Genomic DNA, 16,621 nt, shown 5'->3' with positions numbered 1-16,621 from the left:
CAATGTTAAAGCTTATAGATGTGGATAAATATTTCTATAAAAATACCCCTAATGAGATTCAGGTATTCAATAAATTGAATCTCGAAGTAGATGACGGTGATTTTATAACGATTGTGGGCAGCAATGGCGCAGGCAAATCTACGCTTCTCAATCTGATAGCTGGAGCGTATCCTGTTGACAGTGGTTCTGTCGTCATCGATGATTTGGATGTGACATCGTATCCTGAATATAAAAGGTCCAGGTATATAGGCAGGGTATTTCAAAACCCTCTTTTAGGAACAGCTCCATCTATGACGATTGATGAAAATTTATCAATTGCTTATTCAAAAGGCACTGGACTAAACCTTAAAATGGGGCTTAACAAGAAAAATAGGGAATTTTTCAAGGAAAAGTTGGCTGAATTAGGATTAGGTCTGGAAAACAGATTGAAGACGAAAGTTGGGCTTTTATCTGGAGGACAAAGGCAAGCATTGACACTTCTTATGGCTACATTTGCAAAGCCTAAGCTGCTTTTATTAGATGAACACACCGCTGCTTTAGATCCAAGGACTGCTAATATAATAAATGAAATTACAAATAAGATCATCTACGAGAATAAGTTGACTACGCTTATGGTTACTCACAATCTTGAGCACGCTTTGGAATTTGGAAATAGGATAATAATGATGCATCAAGGACGTATCGTGCTTGATTTGAAGGAGGAAAAGAAAAATCTTACTGTAGATAAGCTTTTAAAGATGTTTAATGAGGTCAATGGTACTGAATTTGTGGATGATAGGGTGATGTTGGCATAGGATTTACTCACACCCGTTTCTCGTTGTGAATATAATGAGATTAAAAGGATTCAACGAGAAATGAGGTGTTTTAATGGATAATGAAGATATTAAAAGTTTTGATGCGATGGATGAAGAAAAATTGGAAAAATTGATGGATGCGATATCGCCGATTTTAGAGGAGATGGAGACAGATACACAGCCTATTTATATAGCAAAGTTCATACTTTTTGTTTTTTTACTTATCTTGATTAACGATACAAAATTTTCTGTCATTGCACTGAATGCACTTTTGGCTGCTTCGGATATTATTTCATTTTTCCCAGCTATATACAATATTTATGCTGCTGAGCCAATTTCCCTCGAAGCACCAAATGAAAACAACAAGCTTCCTAAGCTTGTATTTCCTCCGCCAACCGGCATAAGTATGGATACCTTTTTTGGCTTTACATTGCTTTCTATTTTTACGCTATTAGGTTTTTCCAATCTTCAGTATCTGTATGCGATTTATGCGGCACTGACGTATACATTCATACCGGGTGCTACGGCTAACCTGATAAGAGGCTTGCCGACGCCGATTCCAGCTAATGAAAATGACGTAAAAAAAGATTAAAGTATGAGGCAATACCTCATACTTTTTTTAATGCCATTTCTATATTTATCATTCCATATCCTTGCGAATAGTACCTGTAGTGGTCAACATTTGTTGTAGTCGACTTTAAAATATTTTTTACTTGGTAATTTGTCAGTGATGGATTTTTCTCCAAAAGCAGTGCGGCAGCACCTGCTACAATTGGTGTTGCCATTGATGTGCCAGACGCTGTTCTGTATGATTTGTTGAGAAGGATGTTGTCGTCAGTCCCTAAAGGCACATTTCCTGATGCAGTTGATACGATCTTTACACCGGGTGCTACTACGTCAGGTTTCGGCAAGAATGCAGATCCTCTTCCTGAAAAATTGGCAATTTCATCGTCTGAAGTGTCAACAGTCCTTTTGTCATCAACTGCACCAACTGTTATAACATTCATGCTGTTTCCTGGCGATGTGACGGAGTTTATAGATGGTCCTGAATTACCGGCTGCTACTACAACGACTAAGCCACTTCTCCAGAGTCTATCTACTCCTTTGACAAGTGGGTCTAAAAAAGGCGGCAATGATGGCGTTTCACCGATGGAAAGCGATACGATTCTTATATTGTATTTATCTTTGTTGTCAAGTATCCACTGCATACCTGTTAATATATCTGATGTTGAGCCGCTGCCTCTGGAATCTAAAACTTTTACTGATACTATATTTGCTTCAGGCGCTACACCTTTGTACTTGCCATCTGATAAATAGCCACTGGATGCGGCATCACCTGCTACATGTGTGCCATGGCCGTTGTCATCGTATGGACTTTTTTTTCCGTTTACAATGTCGTGGAATGCAATTATCCTGTTTTTGGGCTTAGTGAAGTCTGGATGAGGGTAAATTCCTGTGTCTAAAAAAGCGATTGTGACACCTTTACCAGTGTATCCATGATCATTTGCCTCTCTTGATTTGATTTCTTGTGTGGCGATGTTAAGCTGTGTTTTTACAGTTGAATCTTCGGCTATAAATTTGATACCTTTATTTTTTGCGATGCTGTTTAGCTTGTTGCACGGTATGTTTACAGCCCAACCGTTAATAATAGGCAGTTCGTACTTTATCGTTCCTCCAATTGATTCTATCTTCTTTTTAAGCGCATCGTATGGCAAATTGGAATACACAATAGCGCTAACACACTCACTTCTATATGTGGAAGCTTTTCGTAGTAGCCTCGAGTCTATTTTGCTTTTGGGATAAAGGCTTTGAATAACACCTGATAAAATTAGCGCAGAAATTATATCCATAAATTGAATCCCCCTTTCTTATATCAGAATATGTTTAAGGCAAATTTTTGTTAGTTTTTAAATTGGGAGTGTCACAAATATTGGCGGTGTCATATTATGTATTAGGTCAAAAAGACCTGACATAAATCTTGCGAAAGGGGGATATTTATATGCCCACAGAGAAAGGTGCATCATGGATAGGCGGTGGATGGTTCTGGATTATAATTATAATACTTCTTATCTTCTTGTTTGTACCTGGCTTCATAGTTGAAGAGCCTAAAGCTTGATTAAATTTTAAATTTTTAAAAGGAGGATTATTATGGCAGGAACAAGTTCAGTATTTGGCGAAAGCAATTTGCTGTTCTTCTTCTTAATTCTCGTTGTCCTTATGGGCGGCGGATGGTTTGGCGGAGCATGGTCAATGGAAACATTGCTGTTCTTCTTCGTACTGTTAGTCATAATCATGGACGGTGGAATGGGATTATTCTTGAATCAAGTCAAATAAAGTAAATGGTCCTATCTTGCGGTAGGACCATTTGTTTTACATAAAAAACGAAATCAATATCAATAATCAAAAATAAGAATATAATGAATTAAAGTAAATTAAATGGAGCTGATCTTATGAATATATCTGGAAATACGCTTCTATTCTTTTTTGTCATATTGACTGTCGTAATGGATGTAAAGTTTGAATTCGAAGATTTGCTGTTTTTCTTTCTTTTGTTAGTCGTCTTGCAACAAGACAAACCGCGGAAAAAGGCAAGACGCTTTTTATGGTCATTAGCCACCATGAATTTCAGTAACAATATTTAACACATCACGTATAATGTATTAGGTCCTTGAGGCCAAAAAATAAAGGAGGTTTTTAGTATGCCTGAAGGAAAAGGAGCAGCATGGGGTGGCGGATGGATCTGGATCATAATCATAATACTAATAATTTTCCTCTTTGTACCTGGAATATTTGTGGTCGATAAATAATGTGAAGGGGGTTTTCATATGCCTGAAGGAAAAGGAGCAGCATGGGGCGGTGGATGGATTTGGATCATAATAGTGATCCTTATAATCTTCTTGTTTGTCCCAGGTATTTTTGTGGTGGATAAGAAATAAAAGCATGGGGCAGGTGATAATAAACCTGCCCTATACATATATTATTTAAGAAGTATTTAAAGAAGTGGGGGATTTGCCGTGGATAAAGAAAAATTACTAAAGGTATTGATAATTGAACTTTTCATAATATTTTTTATAAGGTTTCAAATTTTTGATGGCTTAAGCATTGAAGGAGAAAGGCAGCTTTTAAAGAAAAAAGAAGGGGAGGAAATTGTGGAACACGATAAAGATGATAAAACAGAAAGTAAAAAGAACGACGAGAAGAAAAGCGATTTGGATATATTTGAGATAATAGAGAAAAGCAAAAACTTTATGGGAAGCGTAAAACCGTATCTACACAGGAAAGAACAGTACTACATAGATATATTCACAAAAATTGCCGAGATACTTGAATGCCACAAACAGTTGATGGAATTTAATCAAGAAGCCGAAATGCAAGAAGATGACTTCGATCAGATCGGAATGTTAAAAGCGGTAAAACCATATATGAAAGAAGATAAGCAGATAATCATAGACAAATTTATAAAGCTTCATGAAGGGATACAAAATCTAAACGAAAAAATGAAAAAATACGAAGTGGAAGGAGATAAAAATAACATTATAGATAAAATTCTGGACATTTTTGAAGCGATAAAACCTGTTATTCCAGATGATAAAAAGGATATGGCGGAGAAAATCATAAAAAACATAAAGCTTGTAGAAGCTTTGAACAAGGCTGAAAGCATTATGAATTCAAAAAATAGTGAATCAAGGCGCGAGAAGGTGGAAGGAAGCGATAAAGGCGATGTGAAGTATAATTTGTTTGACAGATCTGAAGAAGATAAAAGGATAGAAGAAACCAAAGATGCAAAAGATGTCGTAAGTGATGAGATAGTGGAAGATGTAAAAAGCAATGATGTGGAAAGGGAAATAAAGGAGGACGATGTACCGAAAAATCTTGGACTTACAGAGCAGCAGTCGGAAGTGGTAAACGGTCTTAAATCAATGCTTACGAAAGAACAGCAGCAGTTTATGTACAACATGATAAATTATCTGAAACAACAAAGTTCAAATGGCAATGTAAATAATGTTGCAGGCAGCTAAAGCCTGCATTTTTTTGCGTAAATTTAATATTAATCGTATAATTAGAAGATAAATGGGAAAAATCTATAATAATCGTCTAAAACGGCAAAAATTAGAGGAATTTGGAGTTTGCCATGAACTTGTAATTAAACTAATATAAAAAGTGTGATGATTAGCACTCGCCATGAATGAGTGCTAACAAAATTCGAGGAGGGATATTATGAGATTAAAACCACTTGGTGACAGAGTTGTAGTAAAGGTTACTGAAGCCGAAGAGGTAACAAAAGGCGGCATTGTATTGCCTGGCACTGCAAAAGAAAAACCTCAACAAGGTGAAGTACTTGCTGTCGGCTCTGGTGAATACATAGATGGGAAAAGAGTCGAGTTGGAAGTGAAAGTTGGAGACAAAGTAATATTCTCAAAATACGCTGGCACAGAAGTAAAACTTGATGGAGAAGAATATCTTCTCTTAAGGCAGAGCGATATATTAGCTGTAGTAGAATAAGGAGGTAGAAGAAATGGCAAAGAAAATTTTGTACGGTGAAGATGCAAGAAAGGCTTTGGAAAGAGGCGTAAATGCTGTTGCCAACACAGTTAAAGTAACATTAGGACCAAGAGGCCGTAATGTTGTTTTAGATAAAAAATACGGTTCACCAACAATTACAAACGATGGTGTTACAATCGCAAGGGAAATTGAATTAGAAGATCCTTTTGAAAATCAAGGCGCACAGCTTTTAAAGGAAGTTGCAACAAAGACAAATGATGTAGCTGGCGATGGTACGACAACAGCCACTGTATTGGCACAAGCCATGGTATTGGAAGGATTAAGGAACTTAGCTGCTGGTGCGAACCCAATGCTTTTAAGACGCGGCATGGCAAAAGCTGTCGATGCTGCTGTTGAAGGATTAAAAAATATTTCAAAGCCAGTAGAAGGAAAAGATTCTATAGCACATGTTGCATCAATTTCAGCGGCTGACGAGGAGATCGGCAACTTAATAGCTGAAGCAATGGATAAGGTCGGCAAAGACGGTGTAATAACAGTAGAAGAATCAAAGTCAATGAACACGACTATTGAAATAGTTGAAGGAATGCAGTTTGACAGAGGATATATTTCACAGTACATGGTAACTGATACAGACAAGATGGAAGCAGTTTTGGACGATCCTTTAATACTCATCACAGACAAGAAACTTTCAAATATCCAAGACTTGTTGCCACTTCTGGAGCAAGTAGTACAACAAGGAAGGAAGCTTTTGATAATTGCAGATGATGTTGAAGGTGAAGCACTTGCAACATTAGTAGTAAATAAATTAAGAGGCACATTTACATGCGTTGCAGTAAAAGCTCCTGGATTTGGTGACAGAAGAAAAGAAATGCTTCAAGACATAGCTATCTTGACAGGTGGTCAAGTAATATCTGAAGAAGTAGGTCTTGATCTCAAAGAAGCTAAAATAGACATGCTTGGTCGTGCAAGACAAGTAAAAGTTACAAAAGAAAACACTACAATAGTTGACGGCGCAGGAAATGCTGCAGACATAAAGAACAGAATAAATCAGATAAAAGTTCAAATCGAAGAGACGACATCAGATTATGACAGAGAAAAACTGCAAGAAAGATTGGCTAAGCTTTCTGGCGGTGTTGCAGTAATTCAAGCTGGTGCTGCTACAGAGACAGAGCTTAAAGAGAAGAAACATAGGATAGAAGATGCTCTTTCAGCTACGAGAGCTGCTGTGGAAGAAGGTATAGTTCCTGGCGGTGGCACAGCACTGTTGGATGTCATACCAGAAGTACAAAAAGTAGTTGACTCTTTAGAAGGCGACTTCAGAACAGGTGCTCAGATCGTGCTTAGAGCATTAGAAGAACCAGTAAGGCAGATAGCAAGAAATGCTGGTGTAGACGGTTCAGTGATCATTGAGAAGATAAAAGAATCAAAAGATCCTGCTTTTGGTTATGATGCATACAAAGAAGAATTTGTAGACATGTTAAAAGCAGGTATAGTCGACCCAACGAAGGTTACAAGGTCAGCACTTCAAAATGCTGCATCTGTTGCGTCAATGATATTGACAACAGAAGCTGTTGTGGCAGACATACCAGAAAAGAATCCACCAGCTCCAGCAGCAGGAGCAGGTATGGACATGATGTAAGAAAAATAACCGGGGATGCCCGGTTATTTTTTTTGTACTGTTGACATGGACATCTAAATTTGTTATATTGTTTAGTAATTTAATAATAAAATCTTATCCGCATATAATCTGGTGAATAGGCACTGGAGTATCTACAAAGAGCCGTAACTCTTTACTATGGGGAGTTATTGTTGTACTCTTTTTTGCCTGAACGAAATTCTCTGTTCGGGCATTTTTATTATAAACTAAGGCATAATAAATTTTAGAGGAAGGGGATAAAAATGGTTGATAAATTTGTTAAAGAAGGACTGACGTTTGACGATGTACTGCTTATACCGGCAAAATCTGATGTGCTGCCGAAGGAGGTTGACACTAAAACACGCCTTACAAATAGTATAATGTTAAATATACCATTGATCAGCGCAGGAATGGATACTGTGACGGAATCTTCCCTTGCCATTGCCATAGCAAGAGAAGGAGGAATTGGCATAATACACAAAAATATGTCCATAGAAAGACAGGCTTTAGAGGTAGATAGAGTTAAAAGGTCGGAACACGGTGTTATCACAAATCCTTTCTATTTGACGCCAGATCACAAGATACAAGACGCTGTAGAGCTTATGGAAAGATACAGAATATCGGGAGTGCCTATAACAGTCGGCAGTAAACTTGTGGGGATAATCACCAACAGAGACATAAGATTTGAAAGCAATTTAGACAGGCCGATTAAAGAAGTCATGACAAAAGAGAATTTAGTCACTGCACCTGTTGGGACTACTATAGATGAGGCTCGGGAAATACTTAAAAAGCATAAGATAGAGAAGTTGCCTCTTGTGGATGATGACAACAATTTAAAAGGATTGATTACCATTAAGGATATTGAAAAGGCTGTAGAATATCCTAATTCTGCAAAAGATTCGAGAGGAAGATTGCTTGTTGGTGCTGCTGTAGGTGTTTCTGCGGATGTCATGGAAAGAGTTCAAGCTCTGGTAGATGCCAATGTAGATGTTGTGGTGGTTGACACGGCTCATGGACATTCTGTCGGTGTCTTAAATACGGTGGAAAAGATAAAGAATAGATTTCCTGATCTTCAGATTATTGCTGGAAATGTGGCGACTGCAGAGGCTACAAGAGATTTAATAGAAAGAGGTGCTGATTGCGTTAAAGTTGGCATTGGGCCTGGTTCAATTTGCACAACGAGAGTCGTAGCAGGAATCGGAGTTCCTCAGATTACAGCAATTTATGATTGTGCGGAGGAAGCCGATAAATATGGTATACCTGTAATCGCAGATGGCGGCATAAAGTATAGTGGAGACATCGTCAAAGCGATTGCTGCTGGTGCATCTACAGTGATGATTGGAAGTCTTTTTGCAGGGACCGAGGAAAGCCCTGGTGAAGTAGAAATATACCAAGGAAGAAGCTATAAAGTATACAGAGGAATGGGCTCAATATCAGCAATGAAGAGCGGAAGCTCTGATCGATATTTCCAGGAAGGCATGAAAAAACTTGTTCCTGAAGGTGTAGAAGGTAGAGTGCCTTACAAGGGACCTTTGAAGGATACTGTTTACCAGATGATCGGAGGCTTAAGGGCTGGAATGGGCTACTGCGGTGTCCACAATATTGAGGAGCTCAGGACGAAGACAAAATTTATAAAAATAACGAATGCGGGATTAACTGAAAGCCATCCACATGATATAATTATTACGAAGGAAGCTCCAAATTATAGTATTAAATAAAGGAGGATTTTGATGGGGATTAATAGAGAAGTCATATTGATACTTGATTTTGGCGGCCAATATACGCAGCTTATTGCAAGGAGAATAAGGGAAGCAAATGTGTTTTGCGAAATTGTTCCGTACAATATAAAGCCAGAAGAAGTTGATAAAAGACAGCCTAAGGGTTTGGTGCTGTCAGGAGGACCTGCCAGCGTCTATACAGAAAATGCGCCAATGTGCGATGAAGGTATATTTAAGCTAAAATATCCTATACTCGGCATTTGTTACGGTGCACAGCTTATGACGATGATACAAGGCGGCAAGGTTGCGGAAGCACCTGTAAGAGAGTATGGGAAAACAGATGTTGTGATAAACAACAACATTCCTTTGTTTAAAGGGATTGAAAAAGAGACAAGTTGTTGGATGAGTCACACGGATCAAATAGAATTACCTCCTAAAAATTTTAAAGTCGTTGCATCGACAGCAAATTGCCCTATTGCAGCAATCGCCAACGTTGAAGGAAAGCAGTACGCCGTACAATTCCATCCAGAAGTAGTACATACTCCGAGAGGTACTGAGATAATCAGGAATTTCTTGTTTGAAGTATGTGATTGCTCTGCAGATTGGACAATGGATTCACTTATAGAGCAGACTGTAAAAGAAATAAGACAAAAAGTCGGAAATGACAAGGTTGTCTGTGCGCTAAGCGGTGGTGTTGATTCATCTGTTGCCGCAGTTTTGGTAAATAGAGCAATACACGACCAGCTAATATGTATTTTTGTAGATAACGGCCTTCTCAGGAAAAACGAGGCTGAGAAGGTAGTCGACACTTTTAAAACCAATTTTGATATGGAGATAATAAAAGTAGATGCAAAGGATAGATTTTTAGAGAAGCTAAAGGGAGTCAAGGATCCTGAAGAAAAGAGAAAGATAATAGGAAACGAGTTTATAGAGGTGTTTAAGGAAGAAGCAAAGAAAATAGGAGATGTGAAATATTTAGTGCAAGGCACCCTTTATCCGGATGTAATTGAGAGTGGAAGCCCTGTCGCTTCAACAATAAAAAGCCATCACAATGTAGGCGGATTGCCTGAAAATGTAGGATTTGAGCTCATTGAGCCATTAAGGATGCTTTTTAAAGATGAGGTAAGACAGGTTGGAAGAGAACTGGGTATGCCTGATGAGATTTTAAATAGGCAGCCTTTCCCAGGGCCAGGTTTAGCAGTCAGGATACTCGGGGAAGTGACAGAAGAAAAATTAAACATATTGAGAGAAGCCGACAGCATAGTGTTAAGAGAGATGAAAAAATACGGCTGGTACAACAATGTATGGCAGTCTTTTGCTGTATTGCCAGATATAAAAAGCGTCGGTATCATGGGTGATGACAGGACGTATGCATACCCGATAATCTTAAGGATTGTAGAAAGCAACGATGGAATGACGGCAGACTGGGTGAAGATGCCATACGACATTCTCGAAGACATATCTACAAGCATTGTAAATGAAGTATACGGTGTAAACAGAGTCTTGTATGACATTACATCGAAACCACCGGCTACAATCGAGTGGGAATAAAAGCAAGCAAGGCAGGCAATAGCAAAGCTGCTAAAGATGAGTATGTAACCGCAGGAACTAAAGCAGGAATGGTCGGAATTGGTGCCTTAATTGGTGCCGGAATAGGCGGCGCAGCGGCTCTCTTAACCGGAGACAAAGCAGGTAAAGCCTTGTCAGACGCAACCGATAAAGGGTGATGGTTGGAAAATATCGGAGATGCTATCGGTAACTTTTTCACCGATACACTTCCAAAGGGATGGAATAAATTCTGAGGAGGAGTAGGAAACTTTTTCACCAACAGCATACCAACATGGTGGAATGGATTAACCAAAAAAACATCGGCTTTCTTCACAGAAACTATACCGGAGAAATAGGGTGAGCTCTGGAATAGCGTCGGCGATTTCTTCACCGAGACCGTACCGTATGCGGTAGGATATGCCGTAGGAAAAGCGGAGGTCTTTTTCACAGAGGATGTGCCGAGGTTCTTTTCAGATTTATGGAATGGGATTTCAACATTCTTTACTTCAACATTACCAACCTGGGCCTCTAATGTATGGAATGGCCACATAGTACCATTTTTCACAGAAGACATTCCAAACTTCTTCGGAGGGATATGGAGCAGCATATCGACATTCTTCACTTCTACCCTTCCGACATGGGCGACAGATACCTGGAATAACAACATCGTGCCATTCTTTACACAGGATATCCCGAATTTCTTCGGAGGATTGTGGACCGGTATAACAACATTCTTCACTTCAACGCTACCATCCTGGGCGACCAGCGTATGGGAAAACAATATAGTCCCATTCTTTACGCAGACAATCCCTGGCTTTTTCAGAAACTTGTGGAGCTCGATAAGCGGATTTTTCACGCAGACTTTGCCAACACTGGCAATGAACGTATGGGTAAGCATTAAGAGCTTCTTTACCGACACAATCCCGAGCTTTTTCGGTGGCCTTTGGGATAAGGTAAAAAGCTCCTTCGGTGCGGGATACAAAGCCGGAAAAGGCAGCTCTATACAAGAACATGCATGGGGCGGTATAATGACAAAACCGCATATGGGCATCGTGGCCGAGGACGGAGCTGAAAGCCTTATTCCATTAAGCCCAAGCAAGAGACAAAGAGGCCTTGACTTATGGCAGCGGACCGGTGAACTCCTCGGAGTTAGGGCCTATGAAGACGGCGGAATAGTAGGCGAGGAACCGGATGAAATCCCGGTAGCTTCTGCAACCGGAAAAGCCAGTCAAAACATAACCATCAAAGTGGGAGTCAAGGCAGAGCCTAAATTCACGATCGAAGGCAGCGGAGATAACACTGACGAAAACAAAGTGGTGGCCATATTGAAAGCCTATATCCGTGAAATGACCGACGACATAAGCCCTTTCCCAAGTGGATAAGGAGCTGAATGATCTGGCAGTTAAGACAGGCGAACGAATACTGGAAGCATATGAGACCAGCAAGGGGAAGATCTGGATTATTACCGAATGGGACAGATCTGCGACGACAATCCTCTTTCCAAATGAATATTAACGGCCATAGCCCTTCCATGTCATACAATAAAACTACACCAGAAACACAAAGAGAGCCTCCAGGACTTTATCACGGTATAGGCTCTCTTTTTTATATAAAAGCGGAATGGCTTAAATATTACCACTGGGTATATTTTGAGCGGAATCTTAAGGATTAGATGCCGCTCTTATTTTATTTTATGACTGATTAGGAAAAGGAATATGCAGTAATCTCATAATCTCCTTTTCAGACTCCAAAACGCGTTCGGCAATAAAGTCCATAAAAGGTTGATCATCTTCATGAGCCTGCTCCAGTAAGCTAATATACTCATGACGTAAGACCGGTGGAATTATGGCCAACATATAACCATCTTGAATAAGCGCTGTATTCATAAGCAACCGAGCTACTCTCCCGTTTCCATCTATGAAAGGGTGAATAAATACAAACCGTTTATGCAGCTGGGCGGCAAATTGAACCGGATGGTATTTATTACGCTCGGAGCATGCCCATTGGAACAGTTTTTTCATTTCCCCTTCTATCCGTTCTACTGGGCATACTTCATATTTTGAGCCGGTTATAAAGACCGGGCGATCGCGGTATTTTCCTGCTTCCTCGGCATCAATACCTGTATAGAACATTCGGTGCATTGTAAGGGCGTCTTCTTCGGTTATTTGATAACTATTAAGCAATGTAAACATGAAATCATAAGCCTTTGCGTGTCCCAGGGCTTCGAATGTATCTCGAAGAGGCTTTCCTCCGACAGTCAATCCATCTTCCAGGAGGATCTTTGTTTCACTTAAAGTGAGAGTATTTCCTTCAAGAGCATTACTGGACCATGTAAGGCCTATGCGATAGTAGTTTTTAATTTCATGAAGCAAATGGCCTTCAAAGGGACGTTTTTCATCAATGGCCAGCTTGTAGCGGTCGATTTTTTCATATATAGTCATTGATTAACACCACCCTCCGTAACCACTTTTTGCGTGGTAATAATTCCGCTTGTTACTTCGCTGCCATTTTCAGCACCACACCACGGACAATTTATGCTTTCTCGTTCTTTCCCACCGGGATATCCTGCGTTTGATATGGTTACAGTGAAGCGTTTACCACAGGCTATGCACTTGTATATGCCATTATTGAGCAATTTAATACCTCCCTTTTTTAGTATGTGACTTTCTCGCCAGATGGCAGTATAAAAGAACTCTCGTATTTACATCCGGCAGCTTCGGCTATTTTTTTTAACTCATCGACAGTGAAAGTTTCTCGCTTCATCTTTTGATTAAAGGCCTGTGGACTTTTCCCAGACATCCTTCCAAGTTCGGAGACACTTATTCCAAGCTTTACGCATAGAATTTTCAGCTGTTCAGATACTGACATATAACCACTCCTTTCCCTCTCCTTTCGATATTCTCATTATAAACGAATATATTTAATAAATCAACGATAATATTTCTATTTTATTGAGAATCGTTAAATTGGTCATTGGCACCATAAACAATATCGTTTATATTATAAACAGAAATAATTAAAGAGAGTGATTACATGAGCACAAATGAATTACTAAGCAAAGTTAGAGAACTTAAAGAACTTCAGACAATGGCAGAAGAGCTTCAGGCAGAGATAAATAGTATTCAGGATGCGATTAAAGCTTAGATGAGCGCCAGAGGAGTTGATGAAATGGTTGTTGATGTTTTCAAGATCCGTTGGAAGGTTGTAAAAAGCAGCCGCTTTGATACAGCAGCATTTAAGGCAACACATGCCGAGTTATATAAGCAATACACGAAGGAAATAGAAACTCGCCGCTTCACGGTGTCATAAGAAAAGCCCCTTACATCAGCACCCGACTAAAAGCTTTGATGTAAAGAGCTTCGCGCAGACCAACCGGAGCGGGCCTGTACTATGATTATACCAGACCCGCTCCCATAATTCAATTAATAACAAATGGAGGAATAAGTTAAGGGAGACGACATTCAAAGCATATTTAGAGAACACATTCGACAAATGACAGATGTTGAAATTATTCAGAGACTTGAGACATGCTGGGATAGGACTGAAGAAGCGCTTTTGTTAGATGAAATTAAGAACAGAAAACCAAATATTTTTTCAAAATACTACAACACAATAACCTGGCAAACAAATGTAGCCAGTTTAATTGTAGAATTAAAAAGGGAGGTTACGAAATGACAAAGCAGGAGTTTAAGCGTCTTTCAAAGCGAGATTTCACGGATGCAGAATATGAAGCAATCGAAACCGTTTATACATTCCATCCAGCCATAAGCGAGACGGAAGGCAAGCAGCAGATCGCTTATGAATAATAGAAATAACAGAAAACAATAGGAATAACGACGAATAAAACTTTAATAATAGAGTGGGAATAAGATTTAAGCTCTGTTGATAGTTTAGCATAATTATGATAAAATTATGCTAAACTAATAAAGGGGTGATGATTGTATGCCATATATTAGACCAGTATCAGATTTGAGAAATAATTTTGCAGATATATCAAGAGTCGTCCATGAAACTGGGGAGCCAGTCTTTTTAACCAAGAATGGTTATGGAGATATGGTTGTAATGAGCATGGAAGCTTATGAACGAAAACTGTTTGAAAGTGAAATTTACTTTAAGCTGAAGGAAGCGGAACTGGAAGCCCAAACAACTGATAAGAGATATTCCCATAAAGAAATTTTTGAAGAATTAAGAGCGAAAATTTCTGATAGAATGGAATCTGACAATGCATGATATTAGATACTTGCCTTTGGCAAGTAGAGATTTATCAAATATTGTATCTTATGTTGCAGATGAATTAAAGGCACCAAATGCAGCAATGGATCTAATTAATGAATTGGATACATCTATATCAAGGCTTGCACAGTTTCCGTATTCATGCAGGGTGTATCAACCTGAAAAATCTCTTAAAAATGAATATAGAATATTACCTGTAAAAAACTATTTGGTATTTTATGTAGTTAAAGAAGATGTTGTTGAGATTCACAGGGTTATATATGCTAAAATGAATTTAACAAAGATCATAAAGTAATATGATTGACACTGCGGAATAGATGAGCTTTATGAAAAAGATCTAAACACAGGGCGAGAGCAACACGAACATTTTTTAAAAATATCAAAAAAATATTCGTAAAATTATTGACTTGAATTGAAAAACTTGATATTATAATTGTATCAGGACAAGTAAATAATAGCTCATATAATTCTGAGAATACGGCTCAGAAGTCTCTACCAGACAACCGTAAATTGTCTGACTATGAGTGAAAGTGTACCTGAGGGTTCCAGCCTTATTGTCAATGTGTAGAAAACAGTAAAGGCGTTCGGACCGAGCGGTACAGGCATTGTATTGCCACACCTGTGGGATAAAAGCCCGGGAGGATAGGTTTCACTCTATGTGTTGGAATCTATCCTTTCGGGCTTATTTATTTTTAAAATTCGTTTTTATTTCAATCATAAGGAGGATTATAATGGTAAAAAACAACGAAAAGAGAGGCTTTCTTGACAATTTCTTTAAGCTTAAAGAAAATGGCACGTCGGTAAAGACAGAGGTCATCGCTGGTATTACGACTTTCATCACGATGGCTTACATCATCTTTGTAAATCCGTCAATACTTATGCAGGCTGGCATGAATGCGAAAGGTCTTTTAGGCACTCAAGCAGTAAAAGCAGGTTTGTCTATAGCAAATGACCCTGTAATAGGCGCTGTTTTTGTCGCTACTATATTATCGTCTGTAGCTGCTACTTTAGTCATGGGGTTGTTTGCAAATGTTCCATTTGCTCTATCAGCGGGAATGGGCATGAACGCATTTTTTACGTTTTATGTTGTATTGACATTGCACTATTCTTGGCAAGCTGCGCTATCACTTGCACTTATAAGCGGTATAATAAACATCGTTATTACTGCTACTAAATTAAGGATACTTATAATAAAGGCGATACCGCAGTCATTGAGAAGCGCTATTGGTGCAGGAATCGGGCTTTTCATTGCAATCATAGGTATGGAAAATGGCGGTATTGTAACGAAAAGCAGTGATACTCTTATAACTTTAGGAAATTTCAAGGATCCTGGCGTAATACTTACTGTAATCGGAATTGCAATAATTGCCATACTTATGAGCAGAGGCGTTAAAGGCGCTATACTGATAGGCATAATTGCAACGACGATTATAGGTATACCGATGGGAATAACGAACATTTCTAATCTTAAGACGATTGTGCAGATGCCTCCAAGCTTGGCACCAACATTTATGAAGTTGGATTTTGCTGGATTATTAAAGCCTGGCACTGATGGAAATATCATTTCGATACTTACAGGTCTTATAACTGTAATACTGGCGTTTAGCTTGGCTGATATGTTTGACGCAATAGGAACATTGATTGGCACAGGTACAAAGACAGGGATTTTTAAAGAAGATGATTTTGAAAAATCAAATGGCGGTTTCAAGACGAAATTTGAAAGAGCTTTATTTGCAGATGCTATAGGCACAACGTTAGGTTCTTTTTTGGGTACAAGCACTATAACTACTTATGTTGAAAGTGCGTCAGGCATAAGTGAGGGTGGCAAGACTGGTTTGACATCTACTGTAGTTGCAATTCTTTTCTTGGTGTCATTGTTCTTTGCGCCAATAATAGGAATAGTGCCATCTCAAGCCACAGCTCCTGCTCTCATTATCGTTGGGGCATTGATGATAGGCTCTGTGACGAAGGTTAATTTTGAAGATTTTAGTGAAGCATTTCCTGCCTTTATGACAATTGCTTTTATGCCATTTACTTACAGCATATCAAACGGCATAGCTGCAGGATTTATCTTCTATCCAATCACGAAGATAGTTGTTGGTAAAGCTAAAGAAGTTCATCCATTAATGTATATAATTGGACTTTTGTTCTTGTTAAGATTTGCATTCTTTATGGGGTAAAGCAGTTAA

Annotated in this window: 21 protein-coding genes and 2 riboswitches; of the genes, 16 read left to right on the top strand and 5 right to left on the bottom strand. The window is 38.9% G+C overall.

What is annotated here, in order from left to right; all coding sequences use genetic code 11:
• Positions 1-2: 2 nt before the first annotated feature.
• Both BVF91_RS00905 and BVF91_RS00900 read left to right on the top strand, forming a co-directional pair.
• Positions 3-794, top strand: a complete 792-nt coding sequence (locus BVF91_RS00905) for an ABC transporter ATP-binding protein (protein ID WP_085111647.1) — start codon at positions 3-5, stop codon at positions 792-794.
• 73 nt (positions 795-867) lie between these two features.
• Entirely contained in the window at positions 868-1,386 is a 519-nt protein-coding gene (locus tag BVF91_RS00900; protein ID WP_085111645.1) for a hypothetical protein, read from the top strand.
• Positions 1,387-1,402: 16 nt separating this feature from the next.
• Here the strand turns inward: BVF91_RS00900 and BVF91_RS00895 are convergent, their stop codons facing one another.
• On the bottom strand, positions 1,403-2,644 hold the full coding sequence (locus BVF91_RS00895; protein WP_085111644.1) for a S8 family peptidase: 1,242 nt from the start codon (positions 2,642-2,644) through the stop codon (positions 1,403-1,405).
• Between the two features lie 298 nt (positions 2,645-2,942).
• Between BVF91_RS00895 and BVF91_RS00890 the strand changes: the two genes are divergently transcribed.
• The 7 genes from BVF91_RS00890 (at position 2,943) to guaA (ending at position 10,202) form a co-directional block, all read left to right on the top strand.
• Positions 2,943-3,128: a hypothetical protein gene (locus BVF91_RS00890; RefSeq protein WP_013787494.1), complete on the top strand. Its 186-nt coding sequence runs from the start codon at positions 2,943-2,945 to the stop codon at positions 3,126-3,128.
• Positions 3,129-3,244: 116 nt separating this feature from the next.
• Positions 3,245-3,436 carry a hypothetical protein gene (locus BVF91_RS00885; protein ID WP_013787495.1) on the top strand — a complete coding sequence of 64 codons (192 nt, stop codon included), beginning with the start codon at positions 3,245-3,247 and terminating at the stop codon, positions 3,434-3,436.
• Between the two features lie 372 nt (positions 3,437-3,808).
• The gene (locus tag BVF91_RS00880) at positions 3,809-4,813 is read left to right on the top strand and encodes a hypothetical protein (RefSeq protein ID WP_085111642.1); all 1,005 of its coding nucleotides are present in this window, start codon (positions 3,809-3,811) and stop codon (positions 4,811-4,813) included.
• A gap of 199 nt (positions 4,814-5,012) precedes the next feature.
• Positions 5,013-5,297: a co-chaperone GroES gene (groES, locus tag BVF91_RS00875; RefSeq protein WP_013787499.1), complete on the top strand. Its 285-nt coding sequence runs from the start codon at positions 5,013-5,015 to the stop codon at positions 5,295-5,297.
• A gap of 13 nt (positions 5,298-5,310) precedes the next feature.
• Positions 5,311-6,936, top strand: a complete 1,626-nt coding sequence (groL, locus tag BVF91_RS00870; RefSeq protein WP_014759415.1) for a chaperonin GroEL — start codon at positions 5,311-5,313, stop codon at positions 6,934-6,936.
• 79 nt (positions 6,937-7,015) lie between these two features.
• Positions 7,016-7,113, top strand: a riboswitch (purine riboswitch).
• Between the two features lie 83 nt (positions 7,114-7,196).
• Positions 7,197-8,651, top strand: a complete 1,455-nt coding sequence (guaB, locus tag BVF91_RS00865) for an IMP dehydrogenase (RefSeq protein WP_085111641.1) — start codon at positions 7,197-7,199, stop codon at positions 8,649-8,651.
• A gap of 12 nt (positions 8,652-8,663) precedes the next feature.
• The gene (gene guaA, locus BVF91_RS00860; RefSeq protein ID WP_045413284.1) at positions 8,664-10,202 is read left to right on the top strand and encodes a glutamine-hydrolyzing GMP synthase; all 1,539 of its coding nucleotides are present in this window, start codon (positions 8,664-8,666) and stop codon (positions 10,200-10,202) included.
• On the opposite strand, the gene BVF91_RS00855 is transcribed toward guaA, so the two are convergent.
• Positions 10,183-10,821 carry a hypothetical protein gene (locus BVF91_RS00855; protein ID WP_143588954.1) on the bottom strand — a complete coding sequence of 213 codons (639 nt, stop codon included), beginning with the start codon at positions 10,819-10,821 and terminating at the stop codon, positions 10,183-10,185. The genes guaA and BVF91_RS00855 overlap by 20 nt on opposite strands.
• An 88-nt stretch (positions 10,822-10,909) precedes the next feature.
• Between BVF91_RS00855 and BVF91_RS13100 the strand changes: the two genes are divergently transcribed.
• A complete protein-coding gene (locus BVF91_RS13100; protein WP_143588953.1) occupies positions 10,910-11,581 on the top strand; it encodes a hypothetical protein in 672 nt (223 codons plus the stop codon).
• A 309-nt stretch (positions 11,582-11,890) separates the two neighbouring features.
• Here the strand turns inward: BVF91_RS13100 and BVF91_RS00845 are convergent, their stop codons facing one another.
• The 3 genes from BVF91_RS00845 to BVF91_RS00835 are packed head-to-tail and all read right to left on the bottom strand — an operon-like array spanning position 11,891 to position 13,067.
• A complete protein-coding gene (locus BVF91_RS00845; RefSeq protein WP_045413273.1) occupies positions 11,891-12,640 on the bottom strand; it encodes a Fic family protein in 750 nt (249 codons plus the stop codon).
• Positions 12,637-12,834: an FmdB family zinc ribbon protein gene (locus BVF91_RS00840; protein ID WP_085111638.1), complete on the bottom strand. Its 198-nt coding sequence runs from the start codon at positions 12,832-12,834 to the stop codon at positions 12,637-12,639. The genes BVF91_RS00845 and BVF91_RS00840 overlap by 4 nt, the downstream gene beginning before the upstream one ends.
• Before the next feature lie 17 nt (positions 12,835-12,851).
• Positions 12,852-13,067 (bottom strand): helix-turn-helix domain-containing protein, encoded by a 216-nt coding sequence (locus BVF91_RS00835; protein WP_045414007.1) that lies wholly within the window; start codon positions 13,065-13,067, stop codon positions 12,852-12,854.
• Between the two features lie 276 nt (positions 13,068-13,343).
• On the opposite strand from BVF91_RS00835, the gene BVF91_RS13240 reads away from it, so the two are divergent.
• The 6 genes from BVF91_RS13240 to BVF91_RS00815 all read left to right on the top strand — a co-directional run bounded on the left by BVF91_RS13240 (position 13,344) and on the right by BVF91_RS00815 (position 16,612).
• On the top strand, positions 13,344-13,508 hold the full coding sequence (locus tag BVF91_RS13240; RefSeq protein ID WP_156097272.1) for a hypothetical protein: 165 nt from the start codon (positions 13,344-13,346) through the stop codon (positions 13,506-13,508).
• A gap of 183 nt (positions 13,509-13,691) precedes the next feature.
• Positions 13,692-13,874, top strand: coding sequence for a hypothetical protein (locus BVF91_RS00830; protein WP_045412996.1), 183 nt, complete (start codon positions 13,692-13,694; stop codon positions 13,872-13,874).
• The gene (locus tag BVF91_RS13555) at positions 13,871-14,005 is read left to right on the top strand and encodes a hypothetical protein (RefSeq protein WP_269318783.1); all 135 of its coding nucleotides are present in this window, start codon (positions 13,871-13,873) and stop codon (positions 14,003-14,005) included. The genes BVF91_RS00830 and BVF91_RS13555 overlap by 4 nt, the downstream gene beginning before the upstream one ends.
• A gap of 136 nt (positions 14,006-14,141) precedes the next feature.
• Positions 14,142-14,429, top strand: coding sequence for a type II toxin-antitoxin system Phd/YefM family antitoxin (locus BVF91_RS00825; RefSeq protein ID WP_085111637.1), 288 nt, complete (start codon positions 14,142-14,144; stop codon positions 14,427-14,429).
• Entirely contained in the window at positions 14,422-14,727 is a 306-nt protein-coding gene (locus BVF91_RS00820; RefSeq protein WP_045413001.1) for a type II toxin-antitoxin system RelE/ParE family toxin, read from the top strand. The genes BVF91_RS00825 and BVF91_RS00820 overlap by 8 nt, the downstream gene beginning before the upstream one ends.
• Positions 14,728-14,871: 144 nt before the next feature.
• A riboswitch (purine riboswitch) is annotated at positions 14,872-14,973 on the top strand.
• 190 nt (positions 14,974-15,163) lie between these two features.
• Positions 15,164-16,612 carry an NCS2 family permease gene (locus BVF91_RS00815; RefSeq protein ID WP_045413002.1) on the top strand — a complete coding sequence of 483 codons (1,449 nt, stop codon included), beginning with the start codon at positions 15,164-15,166 and terminating at the stop codon, positions 16,610-16,612.
• Positions 16,613-16,621: the final 9 nt, after the last annotated feature.

Source organism: Thermoanaerobacterium sp. PSU-2, assembly GCF_002102475.1.
Classification (GTDB): Bacteria; Bacillota; Thermoanaerobacteria; order Thermoanaerobacterales; family Thermoanaerobacteraceae; genus Thermoanaerobacterium.
The sequence above is the reverse complement of the archived record's forward strand: the minus strand, read 5'-3'. Positions and strand labels throughout refer to the sequence as shown.